This is a genomic window from Nocardiopsis sp. SBT366, assembly GCF_001083815.1.
Classification (GTDB): Bacteria; Actinomycetota; Actinomycetes; order Streptosporangiales; family Streptosporangiaceae; genus Nocardiopsis; species Nocardiopsis prasina.
Window position 1 is genome coordinate 72,874 of sequence record NZ_LAVM01000009.1, and the last position, 14,912, is coordinate 87,785.

Sequence of the window (14,912 nt, forward strand, 5' to 3'; positions counted from 1 at the left end):
TCGGAAACTCAATATGTCGACAGCAACGTACCTCTGTGCGGCGACTCTAGAACGACGACACGGCGCACTTCAACATGATCCGACGAGGATTCCCCACCCTCTGCAACCGGGAGGAACCGCACGGTCGTACCCATTTCTCTCGTAGGAGAAGGGTACACACGACGCACGTCGGACTCGTCCCGAACGCGGTTCCGCCCCCTCCGCGGCGGTCCCAGCCCTCACGGCGGGCCACCCGGATCCGCCCCGCGCCGCGCCCTGGGGTGACTCGACGCGTACACCTCGCGCAGCCGCTCCACGGTCACCAGCGTGTAGACCTGCGTGGTGGTGACCGAACTGTGCCCCAGCAACTCCTGGACGACACGGATGTCCGCGCCACCGTCGATCAGATGGGTGGCGAAGGAGTGCCTCAGGGTGTGCGGCGAGACTCCCTCCACCCCGGCTCGTTCCGCCACGGCCGACAGCAGCACCCACCCGCCCTGCCGGGTCAGGCGTCCGCCCCGGGTGTTGAGGAACAGCGCCGGGCCGCCCCGCCCCGACGCGGCCAGTACCGGCCGCACCAGGGTGAGGTAACCGGCCAGGGCGCGACGGGCGTAGGAGCCCAACGGTACGAGCCTCTCCTTGCCGCCCTTGCCCCTGAAACGCACCAGGCCGACCGGCCCGCCCGCGTCCACCGCGTCCGCGACGTCGTCCACGTCCAGGCCCACCGCCTCCGACACCCGCGCCCCCGTGCCGTACAGCACCTCCAGCAGCGCGCGGTCGCGCTGGGCGAGCAGGTCGACGCGTGCGTCCGAGGCCGGCGCCGCCACCGGCCCCGCCGATTCCAGCAGCCGCTCCACCTGGTCCAGGGGCACGGCCTTGGGCAGGCGCATGGGCGGGGACGGCGGAGTCACCTCGGCGGCGGGGTCGTTGGCCGCCCACCCCTCTCGCACCGCGAACCGGTGCAGCCCCCGCACCGCGGCCAGGGTGCGTCCGGCGGAGGAGGCACTCAGCGGCGCGTGGGCGTCATCGCCGTCGCGCAGCGCCCCCAGGAACGCTCCCACGTGCCCGGTGGAAGCCCCGGCGAGGTCGGTGACCCCTTGGGCGTCCAGGTACTCGACGTAACGCCACAGGTCACGCCGGTAGGCCAGCAGGGTGTTGTCGGCCAGCGCCCGCTCGGCGCTCAGGTGGTCGAGGAACGCGGACCGGACCCGGCCCAGGGGGCCCTCGTCGAGTTCGGTCCGCCCCGGCCCGTTCTCCGCTGCTTCGGTTCCCACGTGCGGTTCAGTCGTCCGAGGCCACGGGCAGGGAGGCGAACCCGTCCTGCGAGGCCGCGTGCGCGGCGAGCACGCCGATGACCGTGGCCCCGTTGTGCAGCCGCCCCTCCATGACCGCGCGCACGGCCTCCGGCAGCGGGAGCCACTCGCTGGCCAGGTCGGTCTCCTCGTGTTCGCGCACGAAGTCGATCTCCTCCTCCGGTACCTCGGTGAGGTCACGGGCGAGGAAGACGTGGATGCGCTCGTTGGAGAAACCCGTGCTCGGGTAGAAGTCCGGAAGTCTGTGCCAGGTGGCGGCGCGCAGCGAGGCCTCCTCCACCAGTTCACGGCGGGCGGTGGCCAGCGGCCCCTCGCCGTCACCGTCGATCAGACCGGCGGGCAGCTCCCAGAGCGTGTGCTGGGTGGGGTGCCGGTACTGGCGTTGCAGCAGCACCCGGCCACGGGAGTCGAGGGCCAGGATCGCGGAGGCACCCGGGTGGACCATGTAGTCGCGGGCCGCGACGGCCCGGCCCTGGCCGTTGGCTCCGGGCATCTCCACCCAGTCCGTGCGCATCGAGCACTTGGCGCCCCGGTACCGCTCCTCGGACCGCTCCACCGGCCACGACTCGGGGGCGTCCGCGACCTTCGCGAACGCCCCCGTCGTCTCGTCCTCGACCGGGCGGGTGTGGTTGGCCATGCGGCCCCTCTCAGGCTCGGGCCCCACCCACCTGGTCGTCGCCGCTAGGAGACCTTGTGCTCCAGCGAGGCGGAGATCAGGCCGCGGAAGAGCGGGTTCGCGTTGGTCGGGCGGGAGCGCAGCTCCGGGTGCGCCTGCGTCGCGATGAAGAACGGGTGCGCGTCCCGGGGCAGTTCCACGTACTCCACCAGCTTGCCATCCGGGGAGAGGCCGGAGAACACCAGACCCGCCTCCTCCAGCTTGGGCCGGTAGGCGTTGTTGACCTCGTACCGGTGGCGGTGGCGCTCGGTGACCTGGTCGGCCCCGTCGTACAGGTCGCGGGCCAGGGTGCCCTCGCCCAGGTCCGCCGGGTACAGGCCCAGACGCATGGTGCCGCCCATGTCGCGGTCGCCCGCGACGACGTCCTCCTGGTCGGCCATGGTCGCGATCACCGGGTCGACGGCCTTGTCGTCGAACTCGAGGCTGTTGGCGCCCTCCAGTCCGAGCACGTTGCGCGCGTACTCGATGACCATGCCCTGGAGGCCCAGGCAGATGCCGAGCAGCGGCACGCCCTTCTCACGGGCGTAGCGGATCGCGCCGAGCTTGCCCTCGATGCCGCGCACGCCGAAGCCGCCCGGGATGAGGACGCCGTCGGCGCCGTCGAGCTCGGCGGCCGCACCCGAGGGGCTGGCGCAGTTGTCGCTGGCCACCCATCGGATGTTCACGCGGGTGTCCGTGGCGAAGCCTCCGGCGCGCAGGGCCTCGCTGACCGAGAGGTAGGCGTCGGGCAGGTCGATGTACTTGCCCACCATGGCGATGGTGACCTCGTGGTCGGGCTGGTGCACGCGGCGCAGCAGCTCGTCCCACTCGGTCCAGTCCACGTCACGGAAGGGCATGCCCAGGCGGCGGACGACGTAGGCGTCCAGGCCCTCGCGGTGCAGGACCTTGGGGATGTCGTAGATGGAGGGGGCGTCGGGGGTGGAGACCACGCCGGCCTCGTCCACGTCACACATGAGGCTGATCTTGGACTTCAGGCTCTGCGTGATGGGCCGGTCCGAGCGGCACACGATGGCGTCGGGCTGGATCCCGATGCTGCGCAGGGCGGCGACCGAGTGCTGGGTCGGCTTGGTCTTCATCTCGCCGGACGGGCCGAGGAAGGGGATGAGGGAGACGTGCAGGAAGAAGCAGTTCTCCCGGCCCATCTCGTGCCGGATCTGGCGGACGGCTTCGAGGAAGGGCTGCGACTCGATGTCGCCGACGGTGCCGCCGATCTCGGTGATGACGATGTCGACGTCGGGAGCGTCCATCGCGTAGATGCGCGACTTGATCTCGTTGGTGATGTGCGGGATGACCTGCACGGTGTCACCGAGGTAGGCGCCCTGGCGCTCCTTGGCGATGACGCTGGAGTAGATCTGGCCGGTGGTGACGTTGGCCGAGGCGGAGAGCTCGACGTCGAGGAAGCGCTCGTAGTGACCGACGTCCAGGTCGGTCTCGGCGCCGTCGTCGGTCACGAAGACCTCACCGTGCTGGAACGGGTTCATCGTTCCGGGGTCGACGTTGAGGTAGGGGTCCAGCTTCTGCATGGTGACCCGAAGTCCGCGTGACTTCAGGAGCCGTCCCAGGCTGGAGGCGGTCAGGCCCTTGCCAAGACTGGAGGCGACGCCGCCAGTAACGAAAAGGTGCTTGGTACTCGCGGCGGATGCCAAAGTGTTGCTCCCGTGGTTTGAGTGGCTACGGCTGGCTCGGGCGAGCTTGGCTGCCGTGCGGCGGTCCGGTTCCGAGCGGCGGCGATGCCGTTCCAGCGCGTCGGACTCCACGGGGCACCAGAATAACAGGCCCTCCGTTCGTCCACACCTGGGAACGTCCGCCCTGCCCCCGGTGTTCCCCATCCCCACCTGCGCGGTTGCCGCGAACCCCTGGTGGCGTGGGCCTCCCGTGCGAACCACCGCCCGCCGGGTGGCGAAGGCAACACCGTTCCGAAGCCCCTCGAAGAGCCCGTGACGCTCCGGACCACCACTCACCGGCCCGGAGCCCGTGCCATGTGTCAGGCGGGGAAGCCTCCGGCGCGGCCGAGGTAGGCGGGCGGCTGCTTGCCGAGCCGCTCGCCCATCCAGTCGCCCAGCTCGGCCGCCTCGGACAGGCTCACTCCCGTGCGCAGACCGCTGCGGTGCAGCATGTACAGGAGGTCCTCGGTGCCGATGTTGCCGGTGGCGGCCGGAGCGAACGGGCAGCCGCCGAAACCGCCCAGGCTGGAGTCCAGGACCCGGACGCCCTCCTCCACCGCGGCCAGGGCGTTCGCGTAGCCCGTGTTGCGGGTGTTGTGGAAGTGGCAGCGCAGGGTCCGACCGCCCGCCACCTCGGCGGTGCGGCGCAGGAGATCGCGCACCTGCGCGGGGACGCCCACCCCGATCGTGTCGGCCAGGGCGATCTCCACGGCTCCGGTGTCCGCGATCCGCCGCACGACCTCCATCACGCGTTCCGGCGCGACCTCTCCGTCGAACGGGCAACCGAAGGCCGTGGAGACGGTGACGCTCAACGGCACCCCGGTGCCCTCCAGGGCCCGGTCCATCTCCACCAGGGAGTCCAGCATCGCCTCGACGGTGGTGCCCTGGTTGCGGGTGCTGAAGCCGTCCGTGGCCGGAACCGCCACGTTGACCTCGGACACCCCGGCCTCCAGTGCCCGGTCCAGGCCGCGCCGGTTGAGGGCCAGACCGATGAAGGAGACACCGGGCGCCCGCGTGACCCCGGCCATGACCTCCTCGGCCCCGGCCATCTGCGGCACCCGCTTGGGGTTGACGAAGCTGACCGCCTCGATCCGCCGCACCCCGGCGGCCACCGCACGGTCGATCAGCTCCACCCGGTCCTCGACCGACAGCACGGTGGACTCGTTCTGGAGGCCGTCACGCGGCCCCACCTCCACGATCTCCACGTGCTCGCCACCCTCGGGCCCACGGTCATCCGCGCTCATCGACTCCACCTCTCCACGCCACACTGCGTTTGCGCGCCCAGGCTAACCAGCCCGCCCCGTGAACTCCGTCACCGGGGCTCCGGACCGTCGCGGTGCGCGCCGAGGTCAGCGCAGCGCGAGGGCGGGACGGACCTCCCAGGTCGTCCACACCGGGCGGTAGCCCATCCGGTGCCAGAACGGTCCGGAGAGCGGGTTCATGGCGGCGTAGTTGAGCACCGACACCCCCACACCGTGGCTGTCCAGTGCCTGGTGCGCCTGGCTCACCAGGGCGGTGCCGATCCCGTGGCCGCGCTCGGCCCCCGAGACCACCCCGTAGCCGATGTGCGCGATCGGCCGCGCCCGGACCAGGGACTTCGCCCAGCGGGAGCGTTCGGGCGGCGACACCCACAACAGCCCCACGGCCCGGCCCCGGCGCTCGGCCAACCAGATCCACGAACGCGAACGGTTGAGCGCCCGAGCGGCGACCTTGCGGGTCTGCTCGGCGGTGTCGGGCTGGAGGAACACCCCGCCGAAGTGCTGTTCGTACCGGTGCTCCTCCATCAACAGACCCACCACCTGGGTGAGGTCGCTGGTGTCGGCCAGCCGGATGACCACGTCACGCGGGGGCAGGGAGGGCGGCACGCCTCGGCGGCGCTGGCGGGCGGCGAGCACGGTGTAGGGCTGGAGGCCGTGGCGTTGCAGCGGGATGATCCCCGCGACGTCGCGCGCGGGCCAGCTCACGAGGGCCGCCGACTCCGAGCCGGTGCCCGTGGGCAGGTCCTCGATCTGGTCGCGCCAGCTGGTGAGCAGGGAGTCCAGCGCGCGGGCGGGTTCGGGACCACCGACGATGGGGGTGAGCCAGTGCTGGTCGGGCACGCCCCAGATGCGGCCCACCTCGCCCGGCTGGTACCAGGTGTAGTGCATGCTGCCCGCGGCGACGGTTCGGCTCTCCTCGTCGCTGACCGTCAGCAGGGGGTAGGAGTTGGCCGCGAACCCCACGGGTTCGGGCAGCAGGGGGTCCGACTCCGCCCAGCGCTGGGCAACGGAGTGCACCAGCGGATCGAGTCCGATGTCGCCGCCAGGCGACTCATCATGCCGCACCCGAGCGACATAACCACTCACCCGCCCCACCCCTCCATTCGTCAAGAGCGTGCCCCGACCGGACTGACGGGTGCGGTCGCGTCGCGATGCCCTTCACGGGCACCGGGCCGTCGTCCGAACCAACCGACGTGTCGGGACAGGATCGACCGTACCTCCTCGAAGCGGTACGGGTGACCGAAAGCCGGAGAACACGGGCCCGTCCTTCTCTCCGGAGAGGACCTCGGCGAGCCCCTGCCCGACCACGCCTACACGGCGCGCGCGAACGCGCACCACGGTAACGGATGGAGGGGTCGCGCACGGAGGGCGGGGCTCCTCGGCGAGGGGGCTATTCGACCTCGGGGCTGGCGGTGCCGCCCTCGGAGACGGTGGTGTTGCGTCCGTGGTTGATCACTTCGGGGTCGCCGGAGGCGAAGGAGATCTGGTTGTCCACGCCCACGAGGACGATCTTCCTCGCCGTGCCCACCTCCACGACGGAGTTGCGCCCGGTGGCGCGGACCAGCCCGCAGTCACCGTCCAGTATCACGACGGCGTCGTCCGCCTTGACCACGACCTCGCGGTTGGCGCAGTCCTCGTGCACCTCGGCACCGTCGTCGACCACCACGATGACCTGGTCGTTGGAGACTCCGTCCACCGGCTCGTCCTCCGGCCCCTGACCGACGTCGGGGGTGGGGGCGATCTCCTCCGGGTCGTCACCGCCCCGGTCGAGCCCGCACCCGGCCACCAGGAGACCCGTCAGCACCGCGACGAACGCGATACCAAGAACCCGACCGACCATGAACTCCCCCACACCCGAAAAAGGCAAAAGCGACATTCGACTTACGCAAAGCACAAGAATATGTCACGTGGAGGTAACTATGCGACCCAACCGTACTGGGATCGTGCTCGATTCGAGACGGGAACGGCGGTCACCGCGGGGATTCCCGGTGTGGAACCCCCGCGCCGACTAGCCTGGCGGCACCCTACCGGGTGCCGCCAGGATCACTTCAACCCGGCCGCGTCCATGCCGCGAAGCTCGCGCTTCAGCTCGCCGATCTCGTCCCTCAGCCTGGCGGCGAGCTCGAACTGGAGGTCGGTCGCGGCCTGGTGCATCTGCTCGCTCAGCTGGTCGATCAGCCCGGCAAGCTCCGCGCGCGGCATGTTCGCCACGTCCGCGCGCTCGCCCAACGCGGGCACCGGAGCCCGGCCCGCCTTGCCGCCCTGGCGGTACCCCGTCGACATGAGCTCCTCGGTGTCCACGTCCTCACGGTTCAGGGTGTCCAGGATGTCCGCGATCTGCTTGCGCAGCGGCGTCGGATCGATCCCGTGCTCGGCGTTGTAGGCCAGCTGCTTGTCCCGGCGTCTCGTGGTCTCGTCGATCGCCGCGCGCATCGAGTCCGTGACGTTGTCGGCGTACATGTGCACCTGACCGTCCACGTTGCGCGCCGCGCGGCCGATGGTCTGGATCAGCGAGGTCTCCGAACGCAGGAAGCCCTCCTTGTCCGCGTCCAGGATCGCCACCAACGACACCTCGGGCAGGTCCAGGCCCTCACGCAGCAGGTTGATGCCCACCAGCACGTCGAACTCCCCCACCCGCAGCTCCCGCAGCAGCTCCACCCGGCGCAGCGTGTCCACCTCGCTGTGCAGGTACCGCACCCGGATACCCAGCTCCGCGAAGTAGTCCGTGAGGTCCTCGGCCATCTTCTTGGTCAGCGTGGTCACCAGCACCCGCTCCGAGCGCTCCGCGCGCTCGGTGATCTCGTGCACCAGGTCGTCGATCTGGCCCTCGGTCGGCTTGACCACCACCTGGGGGTCCACCAGGCCGGTCGGCCGGATGACCTGCTCGACCACGTCGCCACCGGCCTGACGCAGCTCGTACTTGCCCGGCGTCGCCGACAGGTACACCGACTGCCCGATCCGCTTCGTGAACTCCTCCCACTTCAGCGGCCGGTTGTCCAGCGCCGAGGGCAGCCGGAAACCGTGGTCGACCAGGGTCCGCTTGCGCGCCGCGTCACCCTCGTACATGGCACCGATCTGCGGGACCGTCACGTGCGACTCGTCCAAGACCAGCAGGAAGTCCTCGGGGAAGTAGTCCAACAGCGTGTTGGGGGCGCTGCCGGGCTCACGCCCGTCGAAGTGCCGCGAGTAGTTCTCGATCCCCGAGCAGGTGCCGAGCTGGCGCATCATCTCCAGGTCGTGGGTGGTGCGCATCCGCAGTCGCTGCGCCTCCAGGAGCTTGCCCTGGCCCTCCAGCTCGGCCAGCCGTTCGCCCAGCTCCGCCTCGATCGTGCCGATCGCCCGCTCGGTGCGCTCCTCACCGGCCACGTAGTGGGAGGCCGGGAAGATGAACATCTCCTGGCTCTCCCCCAGCACCTCGCCGGTCAGGGGGTGCAGGGTCAGCAGCCGCTCGATCTCGTCACCGAACATCTCGATGCGGATCGCCAGCTCCTCGTAGACCGGGATGATCTCGATCGTGTCCCCGCGCACCCGGAACGTCCCCCGCGTGAACGCCATGTCGTTGCGCGCGTACTGCATCTCCACCAGGCGGCGCAGCAGGTCGTCGCGGTCCACCTCCATGCCCACCGACAGCTGGGCCATGCGGTCCACGTACTCCTGCGGGGTGCCCAGGCCGTAGATGCAGGAGACGGACGCCACCACGATCGTGTCCCGCCGCGTGAGCAGCGAGTTGGTCGCCGAGTGCCGCAGCCGCTCCACCTCGTCGTTGATCGAGGAGTCCTTCTCGATGTAGGTGTCACTCTGCGGGACGTAGGCCTCGGGCTGGTAGTAGTCGTAGTAGGAGACGAAGTACTCGACGGCGTTGTTCGGCAGCATCTGCCTCAGCTCGTTCGCGAACTGCGCCGCCAGGGTCTTGTTGGGCTGCATCACGAGCGTGGGCCGCTGGAGCTGCTCCACCGTCCACGCCACCGTGGCCGTCTTGCCCGTACCGGTCGCGCCCAGCAGCACCGTGTGCTGGTCGCCCTCCCGCACCCGCCTGGTGATCTGCTCGATGGCCCTTGGCTGGTCCCCGGCGGGGGTCATCTCCGAGACGACCTCGAAGGGTGCCTCACTGCGCTTGATGTCACTGACCGGTCGCACTTGCCCTCTTCTCCCTACGAACGTCGGGCCGCCCCTCGCCCACGTGTCCCTCTCTCCAACGCTACAGACCGCCCACGACATCCCGGAGCCTCCGGACACCTCCTCATAGGCCCCCGAACGGGTCGTCACCGCCGCCGGGCGCACCGTCCCCGCGGCACGACGACCACGGCGCACGACTTCCCGAAGGCGTCGGGAACCGGTGGGGACCCGGCGGCATCTCACCGACGTCCGATCCCCGAAGAAGGGTGATGTGCACCGTGACCCCCAGCACACAGGCGACCTTCGACCCGAACCTGCGGTCCGGGACCCTCAGGCGCCTGAAGGCCTCCCCCGAAGGCCTCAGACACCCGAACCCGATCAGGCTCCCCCTGCCGCGTTGGTCCCTGATCGCCCTCGCCGCGATGGCACCTGCCGTCCTCGGAGCACCTCTGGTCCTGACTCCCGGAGCATCCGGCTTCGTGGTGCTCACGCCGCTCATCCTCGTGACCGGGCTCTGCTGCGCCTTCCTCTGCCTGAGGTTCGTGGTGCACGACATGCTGGACCTCGAGGACGAGGGGTTCTTCATGTGGCTCTTCGTCCTGGGCGCCCCCCTGGTCGGCTTCGTGTTCCCCATGTGGTGGATCCTGCTCATCGCCGAGGTGATCGCGGCGGAGGAGCCATCCGTCACGGAGCCCCTGATGCCGGGCACACCGGGCGCGGTCGTGCTCTGGTTCCTTCCCGTGGTCACCCTGGTCGTGTTCCTCGTCGTCCGGCGCCCCTGGGACACCGCCGACCTCGCCGCTCGGCACCGTGACGACTACGTCATCCGCGCGGACCTCCGGTTCACCCTGAGCGCCCAGCTGCTGGACAGGCTCCAGCGTGTGACCGCGCGCGCCGAGCACGCGCACCTGGTCCTCGGCACACCGGTGGGTCTGGACCATGCCCTGCCCCTGCTGCGCTCGGAGGAGTGGCGCCTGGCCAGGGAGTGCCTGCACCTCGACCAGTTGCGCGGAAGGCTGGTCGACAGCCAGAGGGAGGGCAACAGCGCACCGCTCAGGGAGGCGCTCGCTCCGCAGTGGAGTGTCCTGGAGGAGGCGACGGAACGCCTGACCGAGGAGGTCGACCGGCTGGACGCCTACGGCAAGAGGATCCAGACGGCTGTGGAGACCCACAAGGAGTGGGTCAGGCTCCAACGCGTCGCCGACCAGGCGGGCGACTTCGCCGACCTCGCGGCCAGGACACCGACGGCGGACCCGGGTACGCCGAACGCCCTTGACGACAGCCTCCACGGAGCCGAGGCCGCCCGGGCGGTACGGGAGGAGATGATCCGGGAGACCGTCCGGGCCACGGCCGACCTCTTCCGCGGCACTGACGGGTCGAAGGGCCCCTAGACCGTTGATGGGACGATGTGCCCTGGTCAGGGGTCGTCAGCGACCAACGACCGCTTGACTGGGGCACCGATCATCCGGTTGTGCCAGGTCACCAGCCACATCGCGACCCTGAACAGGGCCGGGGCCGCCGAGCGCAGTGGCGGTCGCGTTCGGACTGGCCGGGCAGGCGGGGGAACAGGTGCCCGATCCGGTGCGGGGCGGCACGCGTCCAGTGGCGTTCTGCATCATGGCGCAACAGCACTCGGGCCAGGGCGACGCAGACGAGTCCGGAGTCGTTGAGCGGGCGGGGCGCCCCGGCCCAGTGGCGCGGCTCGTGGGGAGGGATCACCTCATCGTCCAGTTGGACGTGGAGCGCTGACGAAAGGGCGTCAAGGTCCCTGGGGCACACTCTGATCCTCGACGCCCTTCGTCCTGCCCGCAGGGGATTCAGGGATCTGCCATCAACGCCCTAGGCCGCCCGTGCCAGGAGTTCGCCCCACAGTTCGGCGACGCGGTCGGCGAGGTCCTCACGGGTACCGGAGTTGTCCACCACCAGGTCGGCCGCGGCCAGACGGGTCGGCCGGTCAGCCTGAGCCGCGATCCGGGCCCGCACCTGCTCGGGCGGCATGTCCCGGTCACGGGACACCCGCTCCACCCTGAGTTCGTCGGGGGTGTCCACCACGACCACCACGTCGTAGAGCGACTCCAGCCCGTTCTCCACCAGCAGCGGCACGTCGTACACCACCACGCTGGCCCCGGCGGCCTCGGCCTCCGCCATGAGCTCGCCGCTGCGCTCGGCCACCCGGGGGTGGACGATCGCGTTGAGCCTGGCCAGACGGGCCTCGTCGGCGAAGACGATCTCCCCCAGCGCGGGCCGGTCCAGGCTCCCGTCGGAGGCGAGCACCCCCTCGCCGAACTCGGCGACCACCTCGGCCAGTCCCGGTGTGCCGGACGCGACCACCTCACGGGCGATGGCGTCCGCGTCGACCACCACCGCGCCGTAGGAGGACAACGCGGACGAGACCGCGCTCTTGCCCGAACCGATCCCGCCGGTGAGACCCACTTTCAGCATGGGCCACACCCTAGGGGGCGCGGCGGGCGGGCGTCACGCCGACCCCGCGCCCACCCGGGCCAGTTCCTTGCGCATGTGCACCATCACGAGGTGGTCCGCGACCCGCTCCCGGTGCGTCTCGGCGTACCCCAGGGTCCGGTACAGTCGCTGGTTCTTCGGACTCTGTGCCCCCGTGAACAGGGTGAGCGCCGTCAGTTCCGGCCTGCGCTCGCGCAGGTCGTCCTCGACCCGGGCCAGCAGCGCCCCGGCGATCCCCCGGCGACGCATGTCCGGGGCCACGACGAGGCGCCCCACCACCCCGGTGGTCTCAGTGACTCCGGCGCGGACCGCACCGACCAGACGGTGCCCGACCACGGCCTTGAGCACGAGGGCGTCTCCGTCGGCGAGCAACCCCTGGATCCGTGACAGCCCCTCGGTGAGCGGCAGGATGAACGGGTCCCCGTAGGCCTGGGCCTCGTCCACGTAGGCGGCCCGTTGCAGGGTGAAGATCTCACCGGCGTCGTCGGGGGTGGCCGGGTGGATGTCGAACACGTCGCCTCCTCAACTGGTCCCCGCCCTCGGCGGGTACCAGGCAACCCTAGCCGCCGGTACGTAGCCTTGACCCATGGTGAGCAGCAACGCAGTCGATGTCGACGCCTATCTGGCGGAACTTCCCGAGGCCGACCGGTCCGCGCTGAGCGGGCTCCGGGACCTGTTCCGCGCCGAACTCCCGGGGTTCGAGGAGGTCATGGCGTACGGGATGCCCGCGTACCGCAGGGACGGGGTCCCGGAGGTCGCCTTCGCCCGTCAGAAGCGCCACGTCTCGGTCTACCTGATGCGTGAGGACGTCGCCGCGGCCCACGCCGAGCGGCTCGCGGGCCAGGACATGGGCAGGGGATGCCTGCGTTTCCGCTCTCCCGGGGCCGTCGACCTCGACCTGGTTCGGGACCTGCTGCGGACCGTGGCCGCCATGCGGGGACCGAACCGCTGACACGCGGAAGGGCCGCCCCCACCCGTGGGTGGGGACGGCCCTTCACTCAGCCATCACTCGGGCCGGAGCCCGGCGAGGAGACCCTCAGGCCTCGCCGCCCGCGAGCTTCTCGCGGAGGGCGGCCAGAGCCTCGTCAGAGGCGAGCGCACCGCTGGTGGTCTCGGAGCCGGACGACGAACCGCCGGCGCTCTGCGCACCACCGGTGTAGTCCTCCTCGTCCTCCTCCACGGCAGGAGCGTTGGCGGCGTCGGCCTCGGCCGCACGCGCCTCCTCGACCTGCTTGCGGTGAGCCTCGAAGCGGGCCTGCGCCTCGGCGTAGCTGCGCTCCCACTCGTCGCGCTGGGCCTCGAAGCCCTCGAGCCACTCGCCGCTGTCCGCGTCGAAGCCCTCGGGGTACTTGTAGTTGCCCTGCTCGTCGTAGTCGGCGGCCATGCCGTACAGGGTGGGGTCGAAGTCCACCTGGTCGGGCGAGACGCTCTCGTTGGCCTGCTTCAGCGAGAGGCTGATGCGACGGCGGTCGAGGTCGATGTCGATGATCTTGACGAAGATCTCGGTGCCGACCTGGACGACCTGCTCCGGCACCTCGACGTGGCGCTCGGCCAGCTCGGAGATGTGGACCAGGCCCTCGATGCCCTCCTCGACGCGCACGAACGCACCGAACGGGACGAGCTTGGTGACCTTGCCGGGAACGACCTGCCCGATCTGGTGGGTCCGGGCGAACTGCTGCCACGGGTCTTCCTGGGTCGCCTTGAGCGACAGGGAGACGCGCTCGCGCTCCATGTCGACGTCGAGGACCTCGACCGTGACCTCCTGGCCGACCTCGACAACCTCGCTCGGGTGGTCGATGTGCTTCCAGGACAGCTCGGAGACGTGCACCAGACCGTCGACGCCACCCAGGTCCACGAAGGCACCGAAGTTGACGATCGAGGAGACGACGCCCTTGCGGATCTGACCCTTCTGGAGGGTGTTGAGGAACGTCTGACGGACCTCGGACTGGGTCTGCTCCAGCCAGGCGCGACGGGACAGGACCACGTTGTTGCGGTTCTTGTCCAGCTCGATGATCTTCGCCTCGAGCTCGCGGCCGACGTAGGGCTGAAGGTCGCGGACGCGACGCATCTCGACCAGGGACGCCGGAAGGAAGCCGCGCAGGCCGATGTCGAGGATGAGACCACCCTTGACGACCTCGATGACGGTGCCGGTGACGACGCCGTCCTCTTCCTTGATCTTCTCGATCGTGCCCCAGGCCCGCTCGTACTGAGCGCGCTTCTTGGACAGGATCAGACGGCCTTCCTTGTCCTCCTTCTGGAGAACGAGGGCTTCGACCTGGTCGCCGACGGCAACGACCTCACCGGGGTCGACGTCGTGCTTGATCGACAGTTCCCGAGAGGGGATGACACCCTCGGTCTTGTAGCCGATGTCGAGCAAGACCTCGTCTCGATCGACCTTCACGATGGTGCCCTCGACGATGTCACCGTCGTTGAAGTACTTGATGGTCTCGTCGATCGCCGCGAGGAAGGCTTCCTCGGACCCGATGTCGTTGACCGCTACCTGGGGTGTCGAGGTGGCCTCGGTGCTGCTCGTCATTTGTGGGTGGACTCCGGATACGGACAGGAACAGGAAATGGGCACGCCGCAGGTTCGAGCCCGTCGATCCGCAGTCCAGAAGTAAGAAGCGAAGGTCACATGTACGGAACGAGCCGTCCGTGACCGCCAGCCGCCGGTCCAGAGTGGAGACCGAGACGGTGCAACCCTCCTGCCCCCCTATCGGAGACAGCGGACGCCCGCACGAACCCACAACGCTGACGCCAGAATATGAGACGTGAGCGCGCAGGTCAATCGGAATCCGGGAAGAGGGCACCGTACAAGGCTGTCGTGGCCGCAATTTACCCGAGCGGGGTGGGGAAGATCAACTAGCTCTTCAGCCATGTCTGCCAGGGGCTGACGCACCCCGAACGCCATCCGCGCGGGGCCGGGGCGAGACGTTCCGAAAAAAGTCCGGAACGCGTGGTTCATCCGACGCTCGTCAGTCCATCGGAGGCCGCGAACGCGACTTCTTCACGTCACTCCGCCGACGCTTGGCGTCCAGCCGACGCCGCTTCGAGGCCCGGCTGGGCCGTGTACTGCGCCGCTCGGGCGGCGGTGGCGCGATGGCCTCCGCGAGGATCGCGGCCAGCCTCTCCCGCGCCTCGGCCCGGTTGCGCACCTGGGAACGGTGAGTCTGCGCCGACACCGTGAGCACCCCGTCCACGAGGCGCCCGGACAGCCGTTCCAGGGCGCGGGCCCGCCGCGTGGCTCCCAGCGCCCGGCACGACGCCACGTCCAACGACAGCGACACCCGCGTGTCCGACGTGTTCACGTGCTGCCCGCCCGGCCCCGAGGACCGTGAGAACCGCCACGTCAACGCGTCGGCGGGAACGGTCACGGGTCCCACGGCCAGTCCGCCCGTGGTCTCTTCCTGCCCCGTCACCGTTCCCACCTCCGAGATCAGCGCCGC

Annotated in this window: 13 protein-coding genes; 2 read left to right on the forward strand and 11 right to left on the reverse strand. The window is 70.0% G+C overall.

Annotated elements, in window-relative coordinates; genetic code table 11:
* Window positions 1-218 precede the first annotated feature (218 nt).
* The 7 genes from ADX84_RS04475 to uvrB all read right to left on the reverse strand — a co-directional run bounded on the left by ADX84_RS04475 (window position 219) and on the right by uvrB (window position 9,028).
* Window positions 219-1,253 (reverse strand): site-specific tyrosine recombinase XerD, encoded by a 1,035-nt coding sequence (locus ADX84_RS04475; RefSeq protein ID WP_049567933.1) that lies wholly within the window; start codon window positions 1,251-1,253, stop codon window positions 219-221.
* 7 nt (window positions 1,254-1,260) lie between these two features.
* The gene (locus tag ADX84_RS04480) at window positions 1,261-1,929 is read right to left on the reverse strand and encodes an NUDIX hydrolase (RefSeq protein WP_049567935.1); all 669 of its coding nucleotides are present in this window, start codon (window positions 1,927-1,929) and stop codon (window positions 1,261-1,263) included.
* Between the two features lie 44 nt (window positions 1,930-1,973).
* Window positions 1,974-3,614, reverse strand: coding sequence for a CTP synthase (locus ADX84_RS04485; RefSeq protein WP_082206291.1), 1,641 nt, complete (start codon window positions 3,612-3,614; stop codon window positions 1,974-1,976).
* A 338-nt stretch (window positions 3,615-3,952) separates the two neighbouring features.
* Window positions 3,953-4,876, reverse strand: a complete 924-nt coding sequence (locus tag ADX84_RS04490; protein WP_049567940.1) for a hydroxymethylglutaryl-CoA lyase — start codon at window positions 4,874-4,876, stop codon at window positions 3,953-3,955.
* A gap of 105 nt (window positions 4,877-4,981) precedes the next feature.
* Window positions 4,982-5,977 (reverse strand): GNAT family N-acetyltransferase, encoded by a 996-nt coding sequence (locus ADX84_RS04495; protein ID WP_049567943.1) that lies wholly within the window; start codon window positions 5,975-5,977, stop codon window positions 4,982-4,984.
* Between the two features lie 304 nt (window positions 5,978-6,281).
* Entirely contained in the window at window positions 6,282-6,731 is a 450-nt protein-coding gene (locus ADX84_RS04500) for a DUF3060 domain-containing protein (protein ID WP_234003839.1), read from the reverse strand.
* A 203-nt stretch (window positions 6,732-6,934) separates the two neighbouring features.
* Window positions 6,935-9,028, reverse strand: a complete 2,094-nt coding sequence (uvrB, locus tag ADX84_RS04505) for an excinuclease ABC subunit UvrB (RefSeq protein WP_049567949.1) — start codon at window positions 9,026-9,028, stop codon at window positions 6,935-6,937.
* Between the two features lie 257 nt (window positions 9,029-9,285).
* On the opposite strand from uvrB, the gene ADX84_RS04510 reads away from it, so the two are divergent.
* A complete protein-coding gene (locus ADX84_RS04510; protein WP_156208023.1) occupies window positions 9,286-10,398 on the forward strand; it encodes a hypothetical protein in 1,113 nt (370 codons plus the stop codon).
* 448 nt (window positions 10,399-10,846) lie between these two features.
* Here ADX84_RS04510 and coaE read toward each other — a convergent pair whose 3' ends face one another.
* Together coaE and ADX84_RS04525 are read right to left on the reverse strand one after the other, a co-directional pair.
* Complete coding sequence (gene coaE, locus ADX84_RS04520; RefSeq protein ID WP_049567955.1) at window positions 10,847-11,449, reverse strand: dephospho-CoA kinase; 603 nt, start codon at window positions 11,447-11,449, stop codon at window positions 10,847-10,849.
* A gap of 33 nt (window positions 11,450-11,482) precedes the next feature.
* The gene (locus ADX84_RS04525; RefSeq protein ID WP_049567958.1) at window positions 11,483-11,980 is read right to left on the reverse strand and encodes a GNAT family N-acetyltransferase; all 498 of its coding nucleotides are present in this window, start codon (window positions 11,978-11,980) and stop codon (window positions 11,483-11,485) included.
* A gap of 73 nt (window positions 11,981-12,053) precedes the next feature.
* Here ADX84_RS04525 and ADX84_RS04530 point away from each other — a divergent pair, with 73 nt between their 5' ends.
* The gene (locus ADX84_RS04530; protein ID WP_049567961.1) at window positions 12,054-12,419 is read left to right on the forward strand and encodes an iron chaperone; all 366 of its coding nucleotides are present in this window, start codon (window positions 12,054-12,056) and stop codon (window positions 12,417-12,419) included.
* Window positions 12,420-12,503: 84 nt separating this feature from the next.
* Here the strand turns inward: ADX84_RS04530 and rpsA are convergent, their stop codons facing one another.
* Together rpsA and arfB are read right to left on the reverse strand one after the other, a co-directional pair.
* On the reverse strand, window positions 12,504-14,003 hold the full coding sequence (gene rpsA / locus ADX84_RS04535; protein ID WP_049567964.1) for a 30S ribosomal protein S1: 1,500 nt from the start codon (window positions 14,001-14,003) through the stop codon (window positions 12,504-12,506).
* A 438-nt stretch (window positions 14,004-14,441) separates the two neighbouring features.
* Complete coding sequence (gene arfB, locus ADX84_RS04540) at window positions 14,442-14,885, reverse strand: alternative ribosome rescue aminoacyl-tRNA hydrolase ArfB (RefSeq protein WP_049567966.1); 444 nt, start codon at window positions 14,883-14,885, stop codon at window positions 14,442-14,444.
* Between the last annotated feature and the right edge of the window lie 27 nt (window positions 14,886-14,912).